Genomic DNA, 17,186 nt, shown 5'->3' with positions numbered 1-17,186 from the left:
TGGTAGTATATTTTCTGCGGGAACGAGAGTTACTCGCATATTATTTCTTTTTAGTTTTTGTTTTCTTTCTTTGCATTCTTACGCAGTAAATGCGGATAGATATGCTCAGGAGAAAACACTAACAGTGGAAATACAGAATAAAACAGTTAAAGAAGTGCTTGATTATATAGAAAAGAATAGCGAATTCATTTTTTTCTACTATAATAAAGCGATTGATACGAAACGTAATGTCAGTTTGTCTGTAAAGGATAAACCTATCACTGTCATCTTGAACCAATTATTTGAAGGTACAGATGTACGGTATGAGATAAAAGACAGGCAGATTTCTCTCAAAAAAGAGGAAACACAACAATCCTCGAAGGATAACAAGAAACGGAAAAAACGTACATTGACAGGATGGGTATTAGACGAAGACACCAACGAACCTTTGGTAGGAGTCAGTATTATGGCCCAAGGAGAAAATAGAGGAATCGTTACAGGAATAGATGGAAGTTTTTCAATAGAGGTATATAACGATACAAAATTACAGTTTTCATACATCGGATATAAAAAACAACTCTTACAAGCAGGCAATCAACAAGTATTGAATGTTAAAATGCAATCGGACAATGCATTGCTGAATGAAGTGGTGGTGGTGGGCTACGGAACCCAAAAGAAAGGTACTCTGACCGGTTCTATATCCAGCGTAAAGTCGGAAGACTTGACAATAGCTCCTATAGCTACGGTTTCCAACTCATTGGCAGGACGATTACCCGGATTGATTGCTACCCAATCCAGCGGTCAGCCTGGTGCTAATTCTGCTGCATTAAACATTCGTGGATTTGGCAATGCGTTGGTCATTGTCGACGGCGTTGAAGCATCTCTTGATAATATTGATACCAATCAGATAGAGTCCGTATCTATACTAAAAGATGGAGCAGCCTCAATTTATGGTGCCAGGGCCGGTAATGGTGTAATATTGGTTACCACAAAGAGGGGTATCAATCAGAAGCCGACAATCACGGTCAACAGTACGTTTACCTGGCAGGGCGCAACGAACATGTTGAAGCCTGCCAATGCCGGACAAAGAGCTGAAATGGAAAGAGAAAAACACCTTCAGTCCGGAAAGCCTGAAGCTGACGCTCCTTTTACGGAAGAAGCCGTACGGAAATATTATGAAGGTACAGACCCTCTCTTTCCCAATACTGACTGGTATAAAGTGATAATGAGAGATTGGGCACCCGAACAGCAGCATAATGTATCTATTCGTGGTGGTAGTGACAAGATTAAATATTACGGGTTCGTCGGCTATCTGAATCAACAGACGATGATTAAGAAAAATGGGGGTAAATATGAGCGATTCAATTACCAATCCAATATCGATGCTAAAATATTGGATAATCTGACCCTGCAAGTAAACATCGGATACAGTCAGGAAGATCGTAATTTCCCAACACGCGACATGTCTCCGGGGACGTCTAACATCTGGCAGGATTATTGGAATACATTACCTTATTATCCCGCCACTCTGCCCGATCCGAGCAAAATATCTTATGCGAATGGAGCAGGTACAGGAGGTTTGCATGTCAGCTCAAATAGAGATCTGACCGGATACTCAGACACCAGAAATGAGGATTTGCGTGCTTCTGCTTCATTGGAATACAAGTTCAAATTTGTGAAAGGGTTATCGTTCAAGTTATTTGAAAGTTACAGAAAGCTTGGTGTATTTAGCAAGACATTTTCCAAACCGGTGACTCTTTACACATACGATCCTACCAGTGATACGTATACATTGGCAGGAACATTCGGTGGCAGCAAAGCTTCTTTAAACCAATCGGTGTTGCGGGATGCCACGTTTACCCAGCAATATTCTTTCAATTACGATAATTATTTCAAAGACCATCATGTGTCGGCAATGGCTTTGCTGGAATGCATTGATTATTCAAGCAATACCTTACTTGCAGGAAGAAAAAACTTCATGAGTACAGCTATTGACCAAATGTTTGCCGGTAGCGCAGAAGGTATGACCAATAACGGATATGCTTCGGAAATGGGGAGAATGAGCGTTGTCGGAAGAATCAATTACAGTTATATGAATAAGTACTTGCTGGAGGCTATTCTTCGCGCTGATGCTTCTGCCAAATTCCCTCCCGAGAAACGATGGGGATATTTTCCCAGCGTCTCTTTAGGTTGGGTGGTTTCCAAAGAAAAATTCATGTCTGATATCAAGTTTATCGATAATCTGAAGTTGCGTCTTAGCTATGGTCAGTCGGGAAATGACGGTGTAGGAAATTTCCAATATTTGTCAGGTTATAATTACGGGCATTCCTATTTATTTGGTAATGACGCGGTGCAAGGTATTACTCCCACAGGGCTTGCCAATCCTAACTTGACATGGGAAAAAGTGGAAATAAGCAATGTCGGTATTGATTTTTCATTCTTTAACCGGAACTTATATGGAGAAATGGATGTGTTCTATCGAGAACGTACGGGTATTCCTGCCAATCGGCTCGGCTCTTTACCGTCCACCTTCGGTGCTGCTCTGCCGCCAGAGAATTTGAATAGCCTAACCGATAGAGGGTTTGAGATAAAATTAGGAACCTCCGGACGGTGGAATGATCTCGTTTATGATATAAGCGGAAACATTTCTTGGTCGCGTGCGAAATGGAAATATGTCGAAGAAGCAAATATAACCGACCCCGATCAAGCAAGAATTTACTTGAAGAGCGGAAAATGGACAGATTGCGATTATGGATATATCTCCGAAGGACTATTTACCAGCCAGGAAGAAATCATGGAAGCACCACATTATCAAGATTTGGGCGGTAATGCTACCCTCCGACCGGGAGATGTGAAGTATAAAGACTTGAATGGTGATAACATTATCAACTGGAAAGACCAGACTGAAATAGGAAAAGGGAAGACTCCGCATTGGATGTATGGAATCAATATAGCATTAGCCTATAAAGGATTTGATTTGAGTGCACTTTTCCAAGGAGCTTTCGGTTATAACCAGCATGTAACAAGCGATATGTTTTCCACTTTACTCTATGAGGAAAGATGGACTTCGGCTGAAAACAATCCTAATGCTTTGTTCTACCGTTTAGGAGGAGCTGCAAGTAATAATTGGGCCTCTGATTTCCTTTACAAGAAGGCGGGTTATCTTCGTTTGAAGGTAGCATCTTTAGGATATAATTTACCAAAATATCTTATAGAAAAGTGCAAGTTAAGTAACGTAAGAGTCTATTTGTCGGGAACAAACCTGTTGACATTCAACAAACTTGGCAAATATGGAATTGACCCCGAAGCACCGAACGTCGGTTGCTATTATCCGCAACAACGTACCATCAGTCTTGGATTAAATGTTTCATTTTAGAACAATAAAAGTAGAATGCAATGAAAAAATATAAAAGAAATCTACTGTTAGGGTTGTTTGCAGCAACACTCACAACAATGACATCTTGTTTGGATGTGCTCGACAAGGAACCGCTGGATATAATTTCAGACAAAACAGTCTGGAGTGATCCCGTATTGATAGAAAGTTATCTTTCGGAATGCTATTATCAGACTTCCGTATTCGTCAATGAAACGCCTACCTATTTTTCCGAACACTTTGATAGCTTTTGGCAAAGCGAAGCCGGAATGGGAATGCACTGGATTAATGAAATAGCCGATGAAGCCAAGGTAAACTGGGGATATAACACAGGTGATGCGGCCATTTATAAAGCCGGCGGATTGAGTATAGGAGGCGGTCTGTTAGAATGGTGGGATCACGCTTATGTCATTATCCGTAAATTGAATGAATTCCTGCAACGGTTACCTTCATCCCCGATTGATGAAAATTTAAAAGATCAGCGGATGGCGGAAGCACGTTTTTTGAGAGCATTCAATTATTTTGCAATGGTCAAACGATATGGTGCGGTTCCATTGATTACAATCCCTCAGAAGCTGGATGACCCGGAAGAAGAATTGTATGCTAAACGTACTTCAGAGAAGGCGGTATATGATTTCATACTCTCTGAAATGACAGACGTCGTTGAAAAGGGTCATTTGCCCGATGTGGCGGATTCAAAATCAGGACGCCCCACTAAATATGTGGCATTGGCACTGATAAGCCGCGCGGCTTTATATGCCGGAAGTATTGCGCAATTCGGTACAGTACAATTGGACGGGTTATTGGGAATACCGGCATCGGAAGCAGAGGGCTATTATCGCCAGTCATACAATGCTTCAAAAGAGATAAAAAAGAAATTCTCTTTATACAATTCGGATGTTGATAAGGTCGTAAATTTCAAGAATATATTTCTTGTAAAAGACAACAATGAGGTGATTTTTGCCAAAAAGCATAATAGCTCGCCGACATCTATAGATACCGGCCAGTATAGTGGTGGAAACTGTTGGGGGTATGATTTTGCCCAATGCCCGAAACCACACGCATGGAATGCAGGGAACAAAGACGCCCCTTACCTTGAAATGGCAGAGGAATTCGAATACATAGACGGAACGCCCGGTACGTTGAACAAACAACAAATCATGAATGAAACGTGGACTACGGAAGAACTTTGGGGAAATAAAGACCCACGTTTTTTTGCCACCATTTATACGCAAAATACCGACTGGAAAGGAGCTAAAGTCGATTACCATAATGGATTGCTTTTGCCGAATGGACAGATTTTGACCTCAGGATCACACGAGGGTGTGTCAGCACTAGGTACACAAACTGTAGATAACAGTTTCGGAACGGGTTTTGGTGTAATGAAATATTTGGATGAAAGTAGCAATACCCTTCAAGGCCCTCCCGGTTTCTCAAGTACCGATTATATCGTTTTCAGATATGGAGAGATATTGCTGAACCTGGCTGAAGCAGCTTTTGAACTGAATGAATCAGACGCACTGGGTGCTATTAATGAACTGAGAAGACGTGCCGGTATCAAAGAATTGGAAACCATCGACCGCGAGAAAATACGTCATGAACGAAAAGTAGAGCTGGCTTTCGAAGGACATCGCTATTGGGATGTGAGACGTTGGAGGATAGCTACAGATGTACTGTCGAAAGGCAATTCCGGATTGCGTTATATACAGGTTTATGGTACGAATCCGCCTAAATATAAACTGGAAGTGTTGTATAATATAGATGGAGATAATAGACCTAAATTCTCCGAACATCAATATTATTTCCCAATCACGTTAGGACGTACAGGTAACAATCCTAATTTAGTGGAAAATCCGGGATATAAATAATTGAAAGAATGAATAGAGTACCGGAAGCTCAGGAATACAGTTTCCGGTATCCCAATAGATCTTTAATAATCACGTTAAAAACAATAATTTTTTAATAATCATGTTGAGAACAATAAATCTTTTTTTTAAGTATATACTTATTGTAAGTTGCAGTTTTAATTTTACAAGTTGTCATAGTAAAACAAATGATGAGGCGATTGATAAGCCTTCAGGAGAATGGAAGATAGAAGTGGATGGAACCCCGGTAACGGTTCATCAGGCACGGGTTTCTAAATATCCTCAGAATATGGTATGGGAAGGGTTTCAACGACCTGTTTCTCAAACGGAAATCGCCCATTTTGCCTATTTCGATTATAAAAAGAATGCCGTGGTGAAAATTACTTCACCGAAAAATGTGAAAGAATGTACAATACGTCCTACAGAGTTTGGCATTGTTCCCGTAGTGAAAGAAAATACTATTGAATTTACATTATCAGGTCCTTGCCAGTTCGTCGTCGAATTTGGCGACTACCATGAAGCCTTGCATCTGTTTGCCAATCCGAAAAAATTGACAGTCGAAAGAAGTGCTGATGCACGTTATTTTGGTCCCGGTACCCATGAAGCCGGCCTTATTACAATGAGAAGTAATGAAATGGTATATATTGACGAAGGAGCAATAGTCTACGGAGCTATTGAAAGTGAGAACACGTCTAATATAAAAATTGTGGGAAAAGGTATTCTCGACTCAAGCCACATGAATTCGGGACATTCCATTTCTTTGAAGGGAGTATCGAATGCTCATATTGAAGGTATTGTTGTGAAAGATCCGGCTCATTGGGCGGTGGTTCCCTATTATTGTAATGGAATCACTTTCGACAATGTCAAGTTGGTAGGCTTTTGGCGATATAATGCTGATGGGATAGATATTGTCAACAGTAGCGATGTAACAATTAAGAATTCTTTTGTCAGAGCGTTTGATGACTGTATTGCAATTAAAGGACAGAAGGCTTGTTATGATAAGCAAAAAGTTATCGAAAATATAACAGTGGATAATTGTGTGCTTTGGAATGACTGGGGAAAAATTATTGAATTTGGAGCCGAAACTGTAGTGGATGTTATTCGCAATGTCAATATTTCGAATTGTTATATTCCTCACTTTACAATGGTTGCATTGGACATGCAGAATGGTGATAGGGGGCACATTGAAAATGTTCATTTTAAAAATATCTCCATTGAAGAAGCGATAAAAGAAAATGCCATGTTAAAAGACGAACCTGTGGATACAGGCTGGTGGGGAAAATCATTTTGTTTAGGAATTACCGGCACCCAATGGTCTCAAGATAATATCCGGGGAAGTATAGATAACGTAAGTTTTCAAAATATTCGTCACATAGGTTCCGGCTGCACCGGAGTCGACTTGTCTGGATATGATGAAGAGCACAAGGTATCCAATATATATATTAAAGATTATTATGTCAATGGTACGAAAATAACCGGAACATCAAATCTCATACACAAAAACAACTATGTTACTAACGTCACAGTTGAGTAACAAGCAATTTTTTGAGATATGAATTGAAGAACTTGTATACCTGTAAATCCATTGTCTGCCCTATCTATCGTGATAGGGTAGACGATAATGATATTGTAACTGCGAAAAAGAGATTTACCGATATATCGATTGCAATAAAATGAAAAAGAAAATACAGAAAATAGTTTTTATATTCGTTTGGTTTATTACTGCAAGTATGTCGGCAGCTCCCTCATTTTCAGTATATGGACTCATGACAGAACAGGCAGAAAATCCTATTGGAGTAGAAACCAACGAGCCGTACTTCAGTTGGAAGATACATGCGCAAGAACGAAATTTTAAACAAAGTGCTTATCATATCTGTATCGCAGACTCTCCTGCCAAATTGGAAAACGACGATTGCAATATATGGAATAGTGGTAAAGTATTCTCAGACAATTCGATTTTCAATCAGTTTAAAGGGAAAAAATTACTATCTTCTACAACCTATTATTGGAAAGTAAAAGTCTGGAATGATAAAGGAGAAGAGTCTGCATGGAGTCAAATGCATACTTTTACAACAGGACTACTGAATGAAAGCGATTGGGGTACTTCCCGTTGGATAGCAATGGAAGCAGACAGAGCAAAAATAAAGGGTATTCATTATCAAGATAAAGATGCTTTGCCAACTTCTAAAACAGGTATGTATAAAATGCCCCAATTCCGAAAGGAGTTTCAAATAAAGGAAGGTATACAAAAAGCTTTTATTTATATTTCAGGAGTAGGACATTTTGATTTGTTTATAAATGGCTCTAAAGTGGGCGACCATTTTTTAGATGCAGGATGGACTTTGTATGACAAGGAGGTCTTCTATGTTTCATTTGATGTAACAGAACTGCTGAATAAACAAGATAATGTTCTTGGAGTTATGCTTGGAAATGGTTTCTACAATGTACCACAAGAACGTTATTTCAAATTATTAGTTTCATACGGTGCTCCCAAACTGAAATTAATACTGAAAGTACTATATGATAACGGTACATCGCAGGAAATCGTTTCGAATAACTCTTGGAAAGTGACCGAAAGCCCTATTACATTCTCCAGCATATATGGCGGTGAAGATTATGATGCTACCAAACAAGAAGTCGGATGGATGAATGTCGGTTTTGATGATAAAAATTGGAAAGATGCTCTTGAAGTGGATTACCATCCTAAAATGGTTTCTCAGCAAATAGAGCCGTTAAAGATAAAAAAAGAAATACCTATAGTCAGATGTTATAAAAACAGTAAAGGCAACTGGGTGTATGATTTGGGACAGAACTTCTCCGGAATAGTTCGTCTCCGCGTTTCAGGAAAAAGGGATCAGAGTCTTTGCCTTGTTCCGGCCGAATTGCTAAACAAGAACAACACTGCCAATCAGTCAGCTTCCGGGTATCCGTTTTGTTATCATTATAAGCTTCGAGGAGACGATACTATCGAAACCTGGCAACCGCAGTTTACCTATTATGGATTTCGCTATGTGGAAGTAAAGGGGGCTGTTCCGGCAGGAGAAAAAAATCCGAAAAATCTTCCTGAGATAATTGAACTTACAGGGTTACATACAAGTTTGTCTGCTCCTCAATCCGGAACTTTCTTTTGTTCCAATCCCCTGTTTAATAAGATACACGACCTCATTGACTGGGCTATGCGTAGCAATATGGCCAGTGTATTGACAGATTGTCCTCACAGAGAAAAATTAGGATGGGTAGAACAGACTTACCTAATGCAGTATTCGTTGCAGTATCGCTATAACATGTCGAGGATGTACAATAAGATTATAAGGGATATGTATCTGTCACAGACTGAGCAAGGAGTGATTCCATCCATTGCGCCCGAATATGTAAGATTTAAAGAAGGCTTTGAAGATACACCGGAATGGGGAAGTGCTTTTATAATATCTTCCTGGTACGCATATTTATGGTATGGCGATGACAGGGCACTGACAAGCTATTATCCTATGATGAAAAGATACATGGATTACTTAGCTTCCCGCGCAAACGACAATATCATAGCATATGGATTGGGGGATTGGTTTGACATAGGTCCGGATGTTCCTGGAAATTCCCAGCTGACTTCAAATGGTTTAACCGCAACTGCAACTTATTACTATAACGCTACTATTATGCAAAAAATCGCACGTTTGCTGGCTCAACCGGACGACGTGGAAAAGTATGGAAGATTGGCAGTTGAAATTAAAGAATCATTCAACCGCAGGTTTTTCAATTCTTCCACTAAAACTTATGACCGTAATAGTCAGACTGCAAATTCGATAGTACTATTTATGGGATTAGCAGATGAAACATATAAACAATCAATCATTAACAATCTGATTTGCGATATAGAAAAACGGAATTATTCGTTAACTGCGGGTGATATCGGATATAGATATGTATTGCAAGCTTTAGAAACAAACGGTTTGTCAGAGTTGATTTATAAGATGAATTGTAAATACAATGTGCCTGGATATGGTTGGCAGTTGGCACATGGAGCAACAGCACTTACCGAATCATGGCAAGCATTCGGTTTTGTATCCAACAATCATTTTATGTTAGGACATTTGATGGAGTGGTTATATGGTGGCATAGGAGGGATACGTCAGACAGAACAATCATTGGCATATAAAACAATACTAATTGATCCTCATGTCGTTGGAGATATAACTACAGCATCGGCTTCTTATGAGTCTCCCTACGGCCGAATATGTAGTGAATGGAAGAAAAAGCAAGAAGGTTTTGAATTGAAAGTTTCTATTCCGGCAAATAGTGAAGCGGTAATAGTCTTGCCTACTGCAAAAATTGAAAATGTTATGGATTATGGAATTTGCCTGAGTTCGGTTGAGGATATTGTTTTTTTAGGAGTCGAACAAAATAGAATAAAAATCAAAGTTGGTTCCGGAGACTATCTGTTTTCAGTAAAAGGATAAAACATAACTTTTTAAATCAGAAAATACATGTCATTTCCATATTACCATTAAGGAATATGGCACAATAAAATCACTTTAGCTCCACACCCTTTTATGGGGATTGGAGAGAACTTATAACATGAAAGAAAATGAAAAAAATTATTTATATTTTATTTTTTGCTCTTACCGCTATTGTTGCTAACGGGCAGACTAAAAAACTCTTCAGTGGTACAAATAACGAAGGGGGAAGAATCAGTATTAACGGCTATATTGGAGACCGCATCCAGATGTGTATTGACCAAAGAGTGAAAGCACAGAATGCGGATGAACTGGTAGAGCCCTTTCGGCATCTAACGGAAGGAAACGGTTGGCAATCAGAATTCTTAGGAAAATGGATGTTAGGAGCTATTGCATCATACGAATACACACGGGATGAGGAGCTTTATCAGAAGATTGTGAATGCAGCCAATCAGTTTATGGAAACACAACACGCCGATGGTTATATTGGCAATTATAAACCGGAAAGTCGACTGACTTGTTGGGATATCTGGGGACGGAAATACACATCTTTGGCATTATTGTCTTACTACAGATTGACCAAAGACGACAATGCATTGATTGCGGTACAGCGCTTAATAGATCTTCTGATAAAAGAACTGGAAGAAAAACAACTCGACATAGCAGAAACCGGATTTTATTACGGAATGCCAAGTTGTTCCATATTGGAGCCGGTTGTTTATTTGTATGAAGCAACAAAGGAACCACGTTATTTGCACTTCGCAAAAGGAATTATAAACAGTATTGAAAAAGAAGGCCATTCGCAATTAATTACCAAAGCGCTAAAGAATATCCCCGTCCATCGTTTTACTTTCCCTAAATCATGGTGGAGTTATGAAAATGGACAGAAAGCTTATGAAATGATGTCGTGCTATGAGGGAATGGTTGAATTAGGCAGAATATCTAACGATCCGTTGTATTTGCAGGCAACCGAGAAGACTGTTGCAAACATCATCGCTGATGAAATCAATATAGTCGGTTCGGGAGCAACTTTTGAATGTTGGTATGAAGGAAAGAAAAAACAAACAATACCTACTTACCATACCATGGAGACTTGTGTGACATTTACCTGGATGCAATTGTGTGCACGGCTATTGCAGGAAACGACCAATTCATTGTACGCTGACGAATTTGAACGCACCATGTATAATGCATTGATGTCGTCCATGAAAAATGATGGTACGCAAATATCTAAATATAGTCCGTTAGAAGGACGTAGATGTGAAGGCGAAAAACAATGTGGCATGCAAATCAATTGTTGTAATGCTAATGGTCCGCGTGCGTTTGCCTTAATTCCCCAAACGGCATATATGATGAAGAATGACAAGGTGTACGTAAATCTTTATTTGGATTCAGAGGCGGAATTTTTCATGAATAAAAATGAAATAAAACTTGATATGAAAACTCAATATCCTGTTGATGGACATGTTGAATTGTCAATAAATCCACGTAAAGAAACAGAGTTTACATTAGCATTCCGCATTCCATTATGGGTGGATGATAATTATCAGATTGCCATTAATGGAGAATCACAGACAAGTGTACGCAAAGGCGGGTATCTTTACTTGCAAAGAAAGTGGAAAAAAGGAGATAAAGTGTCCATTAATTTCAGATTAAAAGCGAAAGTGGAGGAGTATGATCGGCATCAAGCTGTAACCTATGGACCATTGGTGTTCGCCCGTGACAGTCGGTTTATGGATGGATATGTAGATGAATGTGCCATTATTCAACAGAATGAAAAGGGAGAGGTATCGGCTGTGCCACAAGAAACTCGAAAAGATTCCTTTGCATGGGTTACAATGGAGGTGCCAATGATACTTGGTACGGATTTGGAGAATATAGAAAATAAAGTTGTCAAACAGATTAAATTCTGTGATTTTGCTTCTGCCGGGAATGATTGGGACCCAGCCGGACGCTATAGAGTGTGGATTCCTAAAACACTTAATCAGATGTCGGAAGCTTATCGTCAGTATTAAATAGGCTAATATGACATTGGCAGGAATGTATTTTATGAATAATGTTTTAAACAATAATCTTGAAACGCAATGATGAAATTATTTTTTTCAATCACGATTCTATTATTTCTGGCGGTAACCAATGGTACTGCCAAAAATAATCATCCTCCTCGCATTGTAAACATCATCAACTTTATACGTCAATTGGAACCCAGAGACAATAACATCACAGAAGATGTATTGTATGAAACGGTATGCGAACAGGTGAAACTGTTAAAGAAGTACAATATGAGAGGAACTTTCTTACTGCAATACGATGCATTGATCAATCCTCGTTATCAGTCACTTTTGAAGGAAGAGATGAAAAGAGGAACAGAAGTTGGTGGTTGGTGGGAAATCACTCAACCGCATGTAGAAGCAGTCGGATTGAAATGGAGAGGACGTTATCCATGGGACTGGCATGCAGATGTCGGTTTTGCCGTAGGATATACTCCGGAAGAGAGAGAAAAACTCGTAGATGTGTACATGGAAAAATTTAAAGAGATTTTTGGAAAATATCCTGCTTCGGTCGGTTCATGGTTTATCGATGCCCATACATTGAGATACATGTATGAAAAATATGGCATTGTGTCATCATGTACATGTAGGGATCAGTATGGAACAGATGGCTATACATTGTGGGGCGGCTATTGGAATCAGGCCTACTATCCCAGTCGCCTCAACGGGTATATGCCTGCACAGACGAAAGAAGGACAAATTCCCGTTCCGGTATTCCGCATGTTAGGTAGTGATCCTATTTATCAATATGATACCAGTTTGGGAGAATCTGCACAGGGAGTTATTACGTTGGAACCTGTTTGGGAGGCAGGCAGGAATGAAAAATGGGTGCGCTATTTCTTTAAATCTATTTTTGAAGATCCCTGTATCGGTTTCAACTATACACAAGTCGGTCAGGAAAATTCTTTTACTTGGGCAGGTATAAAGAAAGGATTGGGAGTTCAATTCCCTCTTCTCGATTCATTGGCACAAGCCGGAGATATACAGATTAAGACATTGGAAGAAGCGGGACGTTGGTTTAAAAAGAAATATCCTGTCACTCCTCCTACCTCGGTCACAGCACTCACTGACGCGCAAGACAATGGTAATCGGACTGTATGGTTCAACAGTCGTTTCTACCGTACAAATCTGTTATGGAATGATTATTCCATTCGTTTTAGGGATATCCACTTATTTGATGAACGTATAGAATCGGATTATTTAAAACGACGTGGAACTTCTAACCAGTGTGTGTTCACCACTTGTCCGATTGTTGACGGTTTCTTATGGAGCACCCCCAAAGAGTATGCTGCTATCCGTTTTTACACCATAAAGAACGGAGCAGAAAAGGAAGTGATCATAAAGAATGTAGAAGTGAAGACAGTGAATGACAGCAAGATGCAACTGCGTTGTGTAGCTACCGACCAATCTGCCTATACAATCACCCTGTCCGAAAGAGAGATTAAAATAGAAGGTAAAACATCCAACCCTTGGAAGTTGAAACTCGAAGTTGCCACGGGAAAGACACTGCCACTGAAAGTGAAAGGAAACAATTCATTGACTGGTGAACTGAAAGGTATTTCATACGGCATTGTCTGTCTGAAAGGTAATGTGAAACAAAGTGGAAATACAGTATCATTAAATCCGGAGAACAATCGTCTGATTATAGATTGTTCATCCCGTGATTTCAAATAAAAAGCAGCAAACTTGTTAAGACATTTTGCTTAAATTTCAATTGGTGTTTGATGATCTACCTATAGGTAAGGACTGATTATCGAAATATTAGTCTTTGCTTATAGGTAGTTCTTTATCACATCAAACGATTATTATCTGTTTTTATATGAGCTGTAACTCTTATAATTCCATATTAATACTGACTAATCTTTTTATACGTATGAAACAACTGACAATCTTAGCGGAACTATTATTTTTCTGTTTGCAGGCTGCGTTGCCTGTCTTTGCACAGACGCCAACGTATCTGGATACGAATAGACCTATCGAAGAGCGAGTAAAAGACGCATTGAGCCGGATGACCCTTGAAGAAAAGGTGAAGATGATTCATGCACAATCAAAATTCAGTTCGGCAGGCGTACCTCGGCTTGGAATCCCCGAAGTATGGGCTACCGATGGTCCTCACGGTATCCGTCCGGAAGTATTGTGGGATGAATGGGACCAGGCAGGATGGACAAACGATTCCTGCATCGCTTACCCCGCATTGACTTGCCTTGCTGCCACATGGAATCCGGAAATGTCTCATCTCTACGGAAAAAGTATCGGTGAAGAGGCGCGTTACCGAAAAAAAGATATCTTATTAGGCCCCGGTGTGAACATCTATCGTACCCCTCTGAACGGACGTAATTTTGAATATATGGGTGAAGACCCGTATCTGTCCGCCACGATGGTAGTTCCTTATATCAAAGGAGTGCAGGAAAATGGTGTAGCCGCTTGCGTGAAACACTACGCGTTGAATAATCAGGAAACCAATCGGAACACTACGAATATGTACCTAAACGACCGTCCCCTTTATGAGATATACCTGCCTGCTTTCAAGGCTGCCATTCAAGAAGGTGAAGCCTGGTCAATTATGGGTTCTTATAATCTTTATCAGGGGCAGCACGCTTGCCACAACAAACGTCTGCTCAAAGACATTCTCCGTGACGAATGGGGCTTCGACGGTGTGGTAGTGTCCGACTGGGGTGGTGTGCATAATACCGAACAAGCCATCTACAACGGACTGGACTTGGAATTCGGTTCGTGGACAAACGGATTGTCTGACGGAACCCATAATGCTTATGATAATTATTACCTGGCTTTCCCTTACCTGAAACTGATTAAAGAGGGTAAAGTCGGAACAAAAGAGTTGGACGAGAAAGTCAGCAACATCCTTCGTCTGATTTTCCGTACTTCGATGAATCCGCATAAGCCGTTCGGCTCTTTAGGTTCTCCTGAACATGGACAAGCCGGTCGTAAGATAGCTGAAGAAGGAATCGTTCTTTTGCAGAACAACAATAACGTGTTGCCTATCGACTTGAACAAAGCGAAAAGAATAGCCGTTATCGGTGAGAATGCAATCAAGATGATGACAGTGGGCGGTGGTAGTTCTTCCTTGAAAGTGAAGTACGAAATTTCTCCGTTGGATGGATTGAAGAATCGTGTAGGTACAAAAGCGGAAGTAGTGTATGCCCGTGGTTACGTAGGCGACCCGACAGGTGAATATAACGGTGTGAAAACCGGGCAGGACTTGAAAGACGACCGTTCGGAAGACGAACTTCTCACTGAGGCTCTGCAAGCGGCCGAAAATGCGGATTATGTTATTTTCTTCGGTGGGCTAAATAAGAGTGAGGGACAAGATTGTGAAGGTTCAGACCGTATTTCTTTGGGATTGCCATATACACAAGACAGAGTAATCCGTGAATTGGCTAAGATTAATAAGAATTTGATTTTTGTCAATATTTCCGGTAATGCTGTAGCTATGCCTTGGGTGAACGAAATTCCCGCCATTGTTCAAGGCTGGTTCTTGGGTTCGGAAGCCGGAACGGCCCTCGCTTCTGTATTAATCGGAGATATTAATCCTTCCGGTAAGTTACCTTTTACTTTTCCCGTAAAATTGGATGATGTAGGTGCTCATAAATTAGGCGAATATCCAGGCAATAAAGAAGAATTGGTAACTAAGCATCAAGGGGACACAATAAACGAAACTTACCATGAAGGCATCTTTGTAGGTTACCGTTGGGCGGATAAAGAAAAAATCAAGCCATTGTTTCCGTTTGGACACGGATTAAGCTACACCACTTTTACTTATAGCAAACCTGCTGCGGACAAGAAAACAATGACCGCCGATGATACGATTTCGTTTACCGTCAACATAAAAAATACAGGAACCTATGAAGGTCAGGAAATTGTTCAGCTTTATATCAGCGATAAAAAATCTTCCCTACCGCGTCCGTTGAAGGAGCTGAAAGCTTTCCAAAAAGTTAAATTGGCTCCGGGAGAAGAGAAATCGGTAACACTGACGATTGATAAAAAAGCATTGAGTTTCTTTGATGATGCAAGACATGAATGGGTAGCCGAACCCGGTAAGTTTGAAGCGATGATTGGGAGTTCCTCCCGGAATATCAAGGGAACAATAGTATTTGAGTTAAAATAAAACATTATTAAAATAGAATATACTATGCGTCAATTATTAACCGCAATATTTATTTTCATATTTTCTCTCTTTATAAATGCCCAACAGCAATCGCTTGAAGACATACAAAATGTTCGTTTATTCATTAAAGAACATATGGGACATACTGTAAAAGAGTGTAAAAAGGATACATTGGGATATATTGCTTTGCCAAAACCTTATAGTGTTCCAAGTTTGAGTGGTGCATTTCAGCAAGATATGTATTATTGGGATACATATTTTACAAATATAGGGTTGATATTGGATGATGACTTTGAGCAGGCATTGAATAATGTAGATAACATCCTTTACTTAATAGATAAGTTTGGATTTATGCCTAATGGATCTAATGTTTCATATTTGAATCGTTCACAACCACCATTTGCCAGTATGATGGTTCGGGATATTTACGAAAAGAGCAGGGATAAAATATGGTTGGAATCTGCCTGTAGAATATTAGAAAAAGAGTACACATTCTGGATGACTCAACGAATTACACCTACGGGACTGAACCGATATTCGAACAGTGCAACAAGAGATGAACTGGTTTCATTTTATGAATATATGAGAACACGTTTCACTGACTTGCCTGTTTTAACAGATTCTTTGAAGTTATTGAAACAATCTTCTCATTTAATTGCAGAAGCGGAGTCCGGTTGGGATTTTTCCCCTCGTTTTGATTTTCGTTGTGAAGATTTTAATCCTGTGGATTTAAATGCAAATCTCTATTTATATGAACAAAATTTTGCTTTTTTCTATAAAGAATTGAAAAAGAAGGGTTCAAACAAATGGTTGGATGCAGCCCAAAAAAGGAAAAATCTGTTGAATAAATATTGTTATAACTCTCAAGACGGCTGTTTTTATGATTATGACTTTATAAATAATCGACTAAGCCCTATATATTCTGCGGCTGTTTTTAATTTACTTTGGGCAGAGGTCTTAACCAAACATCAAGCTAAGAATATGGTTGTTCATCTTCAAAGATTAGAATATCCTTGTGGCATTGTCGCTTGCGAACAAGGAAAACGCAAGAGAACCTATCAGTGGGATTTTCCTAATGCATGGGCGAGTTTTAATCTTTTATCAATAAATGGTCTGGACCGCTATGGATTTAAAAAAGAAGCTCGTCGTATAGCTCAGAAATATGTTAGTAGTACTGTTAAGATTTACCAATCTTCAGGTAATCTATGGGAGAAATATAACGCTGAATTAGGAAATTTGGAAGTGAATAATGAATACGAAATGCCTCCATTTATGGGGTGGACAGCCGGTGCTTTTATCTACGCATCTGATTATCTGATTAAATAAGAAAAATAAAAACAC

Annotated in this window: 8 protein-coding genes; all 8 read left to right on the top strand. The window is 39.6% G+C overall.

The genetic code is table 11. The features are described from left to right. Nucleotides 1-124 precede the first annotated feature (124 nt). The 8 genes from HMPREF9009_RS24000 (at nt 125) to HMPREF9009_RS23965 (ending at nt 17,171) form a co-directional block, all read left to right on the top strand. The gene (locus HMPREF9009_RS24000; protein WP_232313751.1) at nt 125-3,355 is read left to right on the top strand and encodes a TonB-dependent receptor; all 3,231 of its coding nucleotides are present in this window, start codon (nt 125-127) and stop codon (nt 3,353-3,355) included. 20 nt (nt 3,356-3,375) lie between these two features. Beyond that, nucleotides 3,376-5,220 (top strand): RagB/SusD family nutrient uptake outer membrane protein, encoded by a 1,845-nt coding sequence (locus HMPREF9009_RS23995; protein WP_049703593.1) that lies wholly within the window; start codon nt 3,376-3,378, stop codon nt 5,218-5,220. Between the two features lie 100 nt (nt 5,221-5,320). Next, nucleotides 5,321-6,751 (top strand): glycosyl hydrolase family 28 protein, encoded by a 1,431-nt coding sequence (locus tag HMPREF9009_RS23990; protein WP_049703592.1) that lies wholly within the window; start codon nt 5,321-5,323, stop codon nt 6,749-6,751. A 139-nt stretch (nt 6,752-6,890) separates the two neighbouring features. Continuing rightward, the gene (locus tag HMPREF9009_RS23985; protein ID WP_049703591.1) at nt 6,891-9,671 is read left to right on the top strand and encodes an alpha-L-rhamnosidase; all 2,781 of its coding nucleotides are present in this window, start codon (nt 6,891-6,893) and stop codon (nt 9,669-9,671) included. A 128-nt stretch (nt 9,672-9,799) separates the two neighbouring features. Next, nucleotides 9,800-11,683 carry a beta-L-arabinofuranosidase domain-containing protein gene (locus HMPREF9009_RS23980; RefSeq protein WP_053095333.1) on the top strand — a complete coding sequence of 628 codons (1,884 nt, stop codon included), beginning with the start codon at nt 9,800-9,802 and terminating at the stop codon, nt 11,681-11,683. Nucleotides 11,684-11,752: 69 nt separating this feature from the next. Continuing rightward, nucleotides 11,753-13,393: a polysaccharide deacetylase family protein gene (locus tag HMPREF9009_RS23975; protein WP_053095332.1), complete on the top strand. Its 1,641-nt coding sequence runs from the start codon at nt 11,753-11,755 to the stop codon at nt 13,391-13,393. A 199-nt stretch (nt 13,394-13,592) separates the two neighbouring features. After that, on the top strand, nt 13,593-15,845 hold the full coding sequence (locus HMPREF9009_RS23970) for a glycoside hydrolase family 3 C-terminal domain-containing protein (RefSeq protein WP_049703617.1): 2,253 nt from the start codon (nt 13,593-13,595) through the stop codon (nt 15,843-15,845). A 24-nt stretch (nt 15,846-15,869) separates the two neighbouring features. Then, complete coding sequence (locus tag HMPREF9009_RS23965; protein ID WP_083444253.1) at nt 15,870-17,171, top strand: trehalase family glycosidase; 1,302 nt, start codon at nt 15,870-15,872, stop codon at nt 17,169-17,171. Nucleotides 17,172-17,186 lie beyond the last annotated feature (15 nt).

This window comes from Bacteroides sp. 3_1_13, assembly GCF_001185845.1.
In the GTDB taxonomy this organism is placed as follows: Bacteria; Bacteroidota; Bacteroidia; order Bacteroidales; family Bacteroidaceae; genus Bacteroides; species Bacteroides xylanisolvens.
The sequence above is the reverse complement of the archived record's forward strand: the minus strand, read 5'-3'. Positions and strand labels throughout refer to the sequence as shown.

Bases quoted from the DNA above. Each gene is read 5' to 3' on its own strand.
- HMPREF9009_RS23980 (WP_053095333.1), top strand. From the start codon at position 9,800: ATGAAAAAAATTATTTATATTTTATTTTTTGCTCTTACCGCTATTGTT.
- HMPREF9009_RS23985 (WP_049703591.1), top strand. From the start codon at position 6,891: ATGAAAAAGAAAATACAGAAAATAGTTTTTATATTCGTTTGGTTTATT.
- HMPREF9009_RS23995 (WP_049703593.1), top strand. From the start codon at position 3,376: ATGAAAAAATATAAAAGAAATCTACTGTTAGGGTTGTTTGCAGCAACA.
- HMPREF9009_RS23990 (WP_049703592.1), top strand. From the start codon at position 5,321: ATGTTGAGAACAATAAATCTTTTTTTTAAGTATATACTTATTGTAAGT.
- HMPREF9009_RS23965 (WP_083444253.1), top strand. From the start codon at position 15,870: ATGCGTCAATTATTAACCGCAATATTTATTTTCATATTTTCTCTCTTT.
- HMPREF9009_RS23975 (WP_053095332.1), top strand. From the start codon at position 11,753: ATGATGAAATTATTTTTTTCAATCACGATTCTATTATTTCTGGCGGTA.
- HMPREF9009_RS23970 (WP_049703617.1), top strand. From the start codon at position 13,593: ATGAAACAACTGACAATCTTAGCGGAACTATTATTTTTCTGTTTGCAG.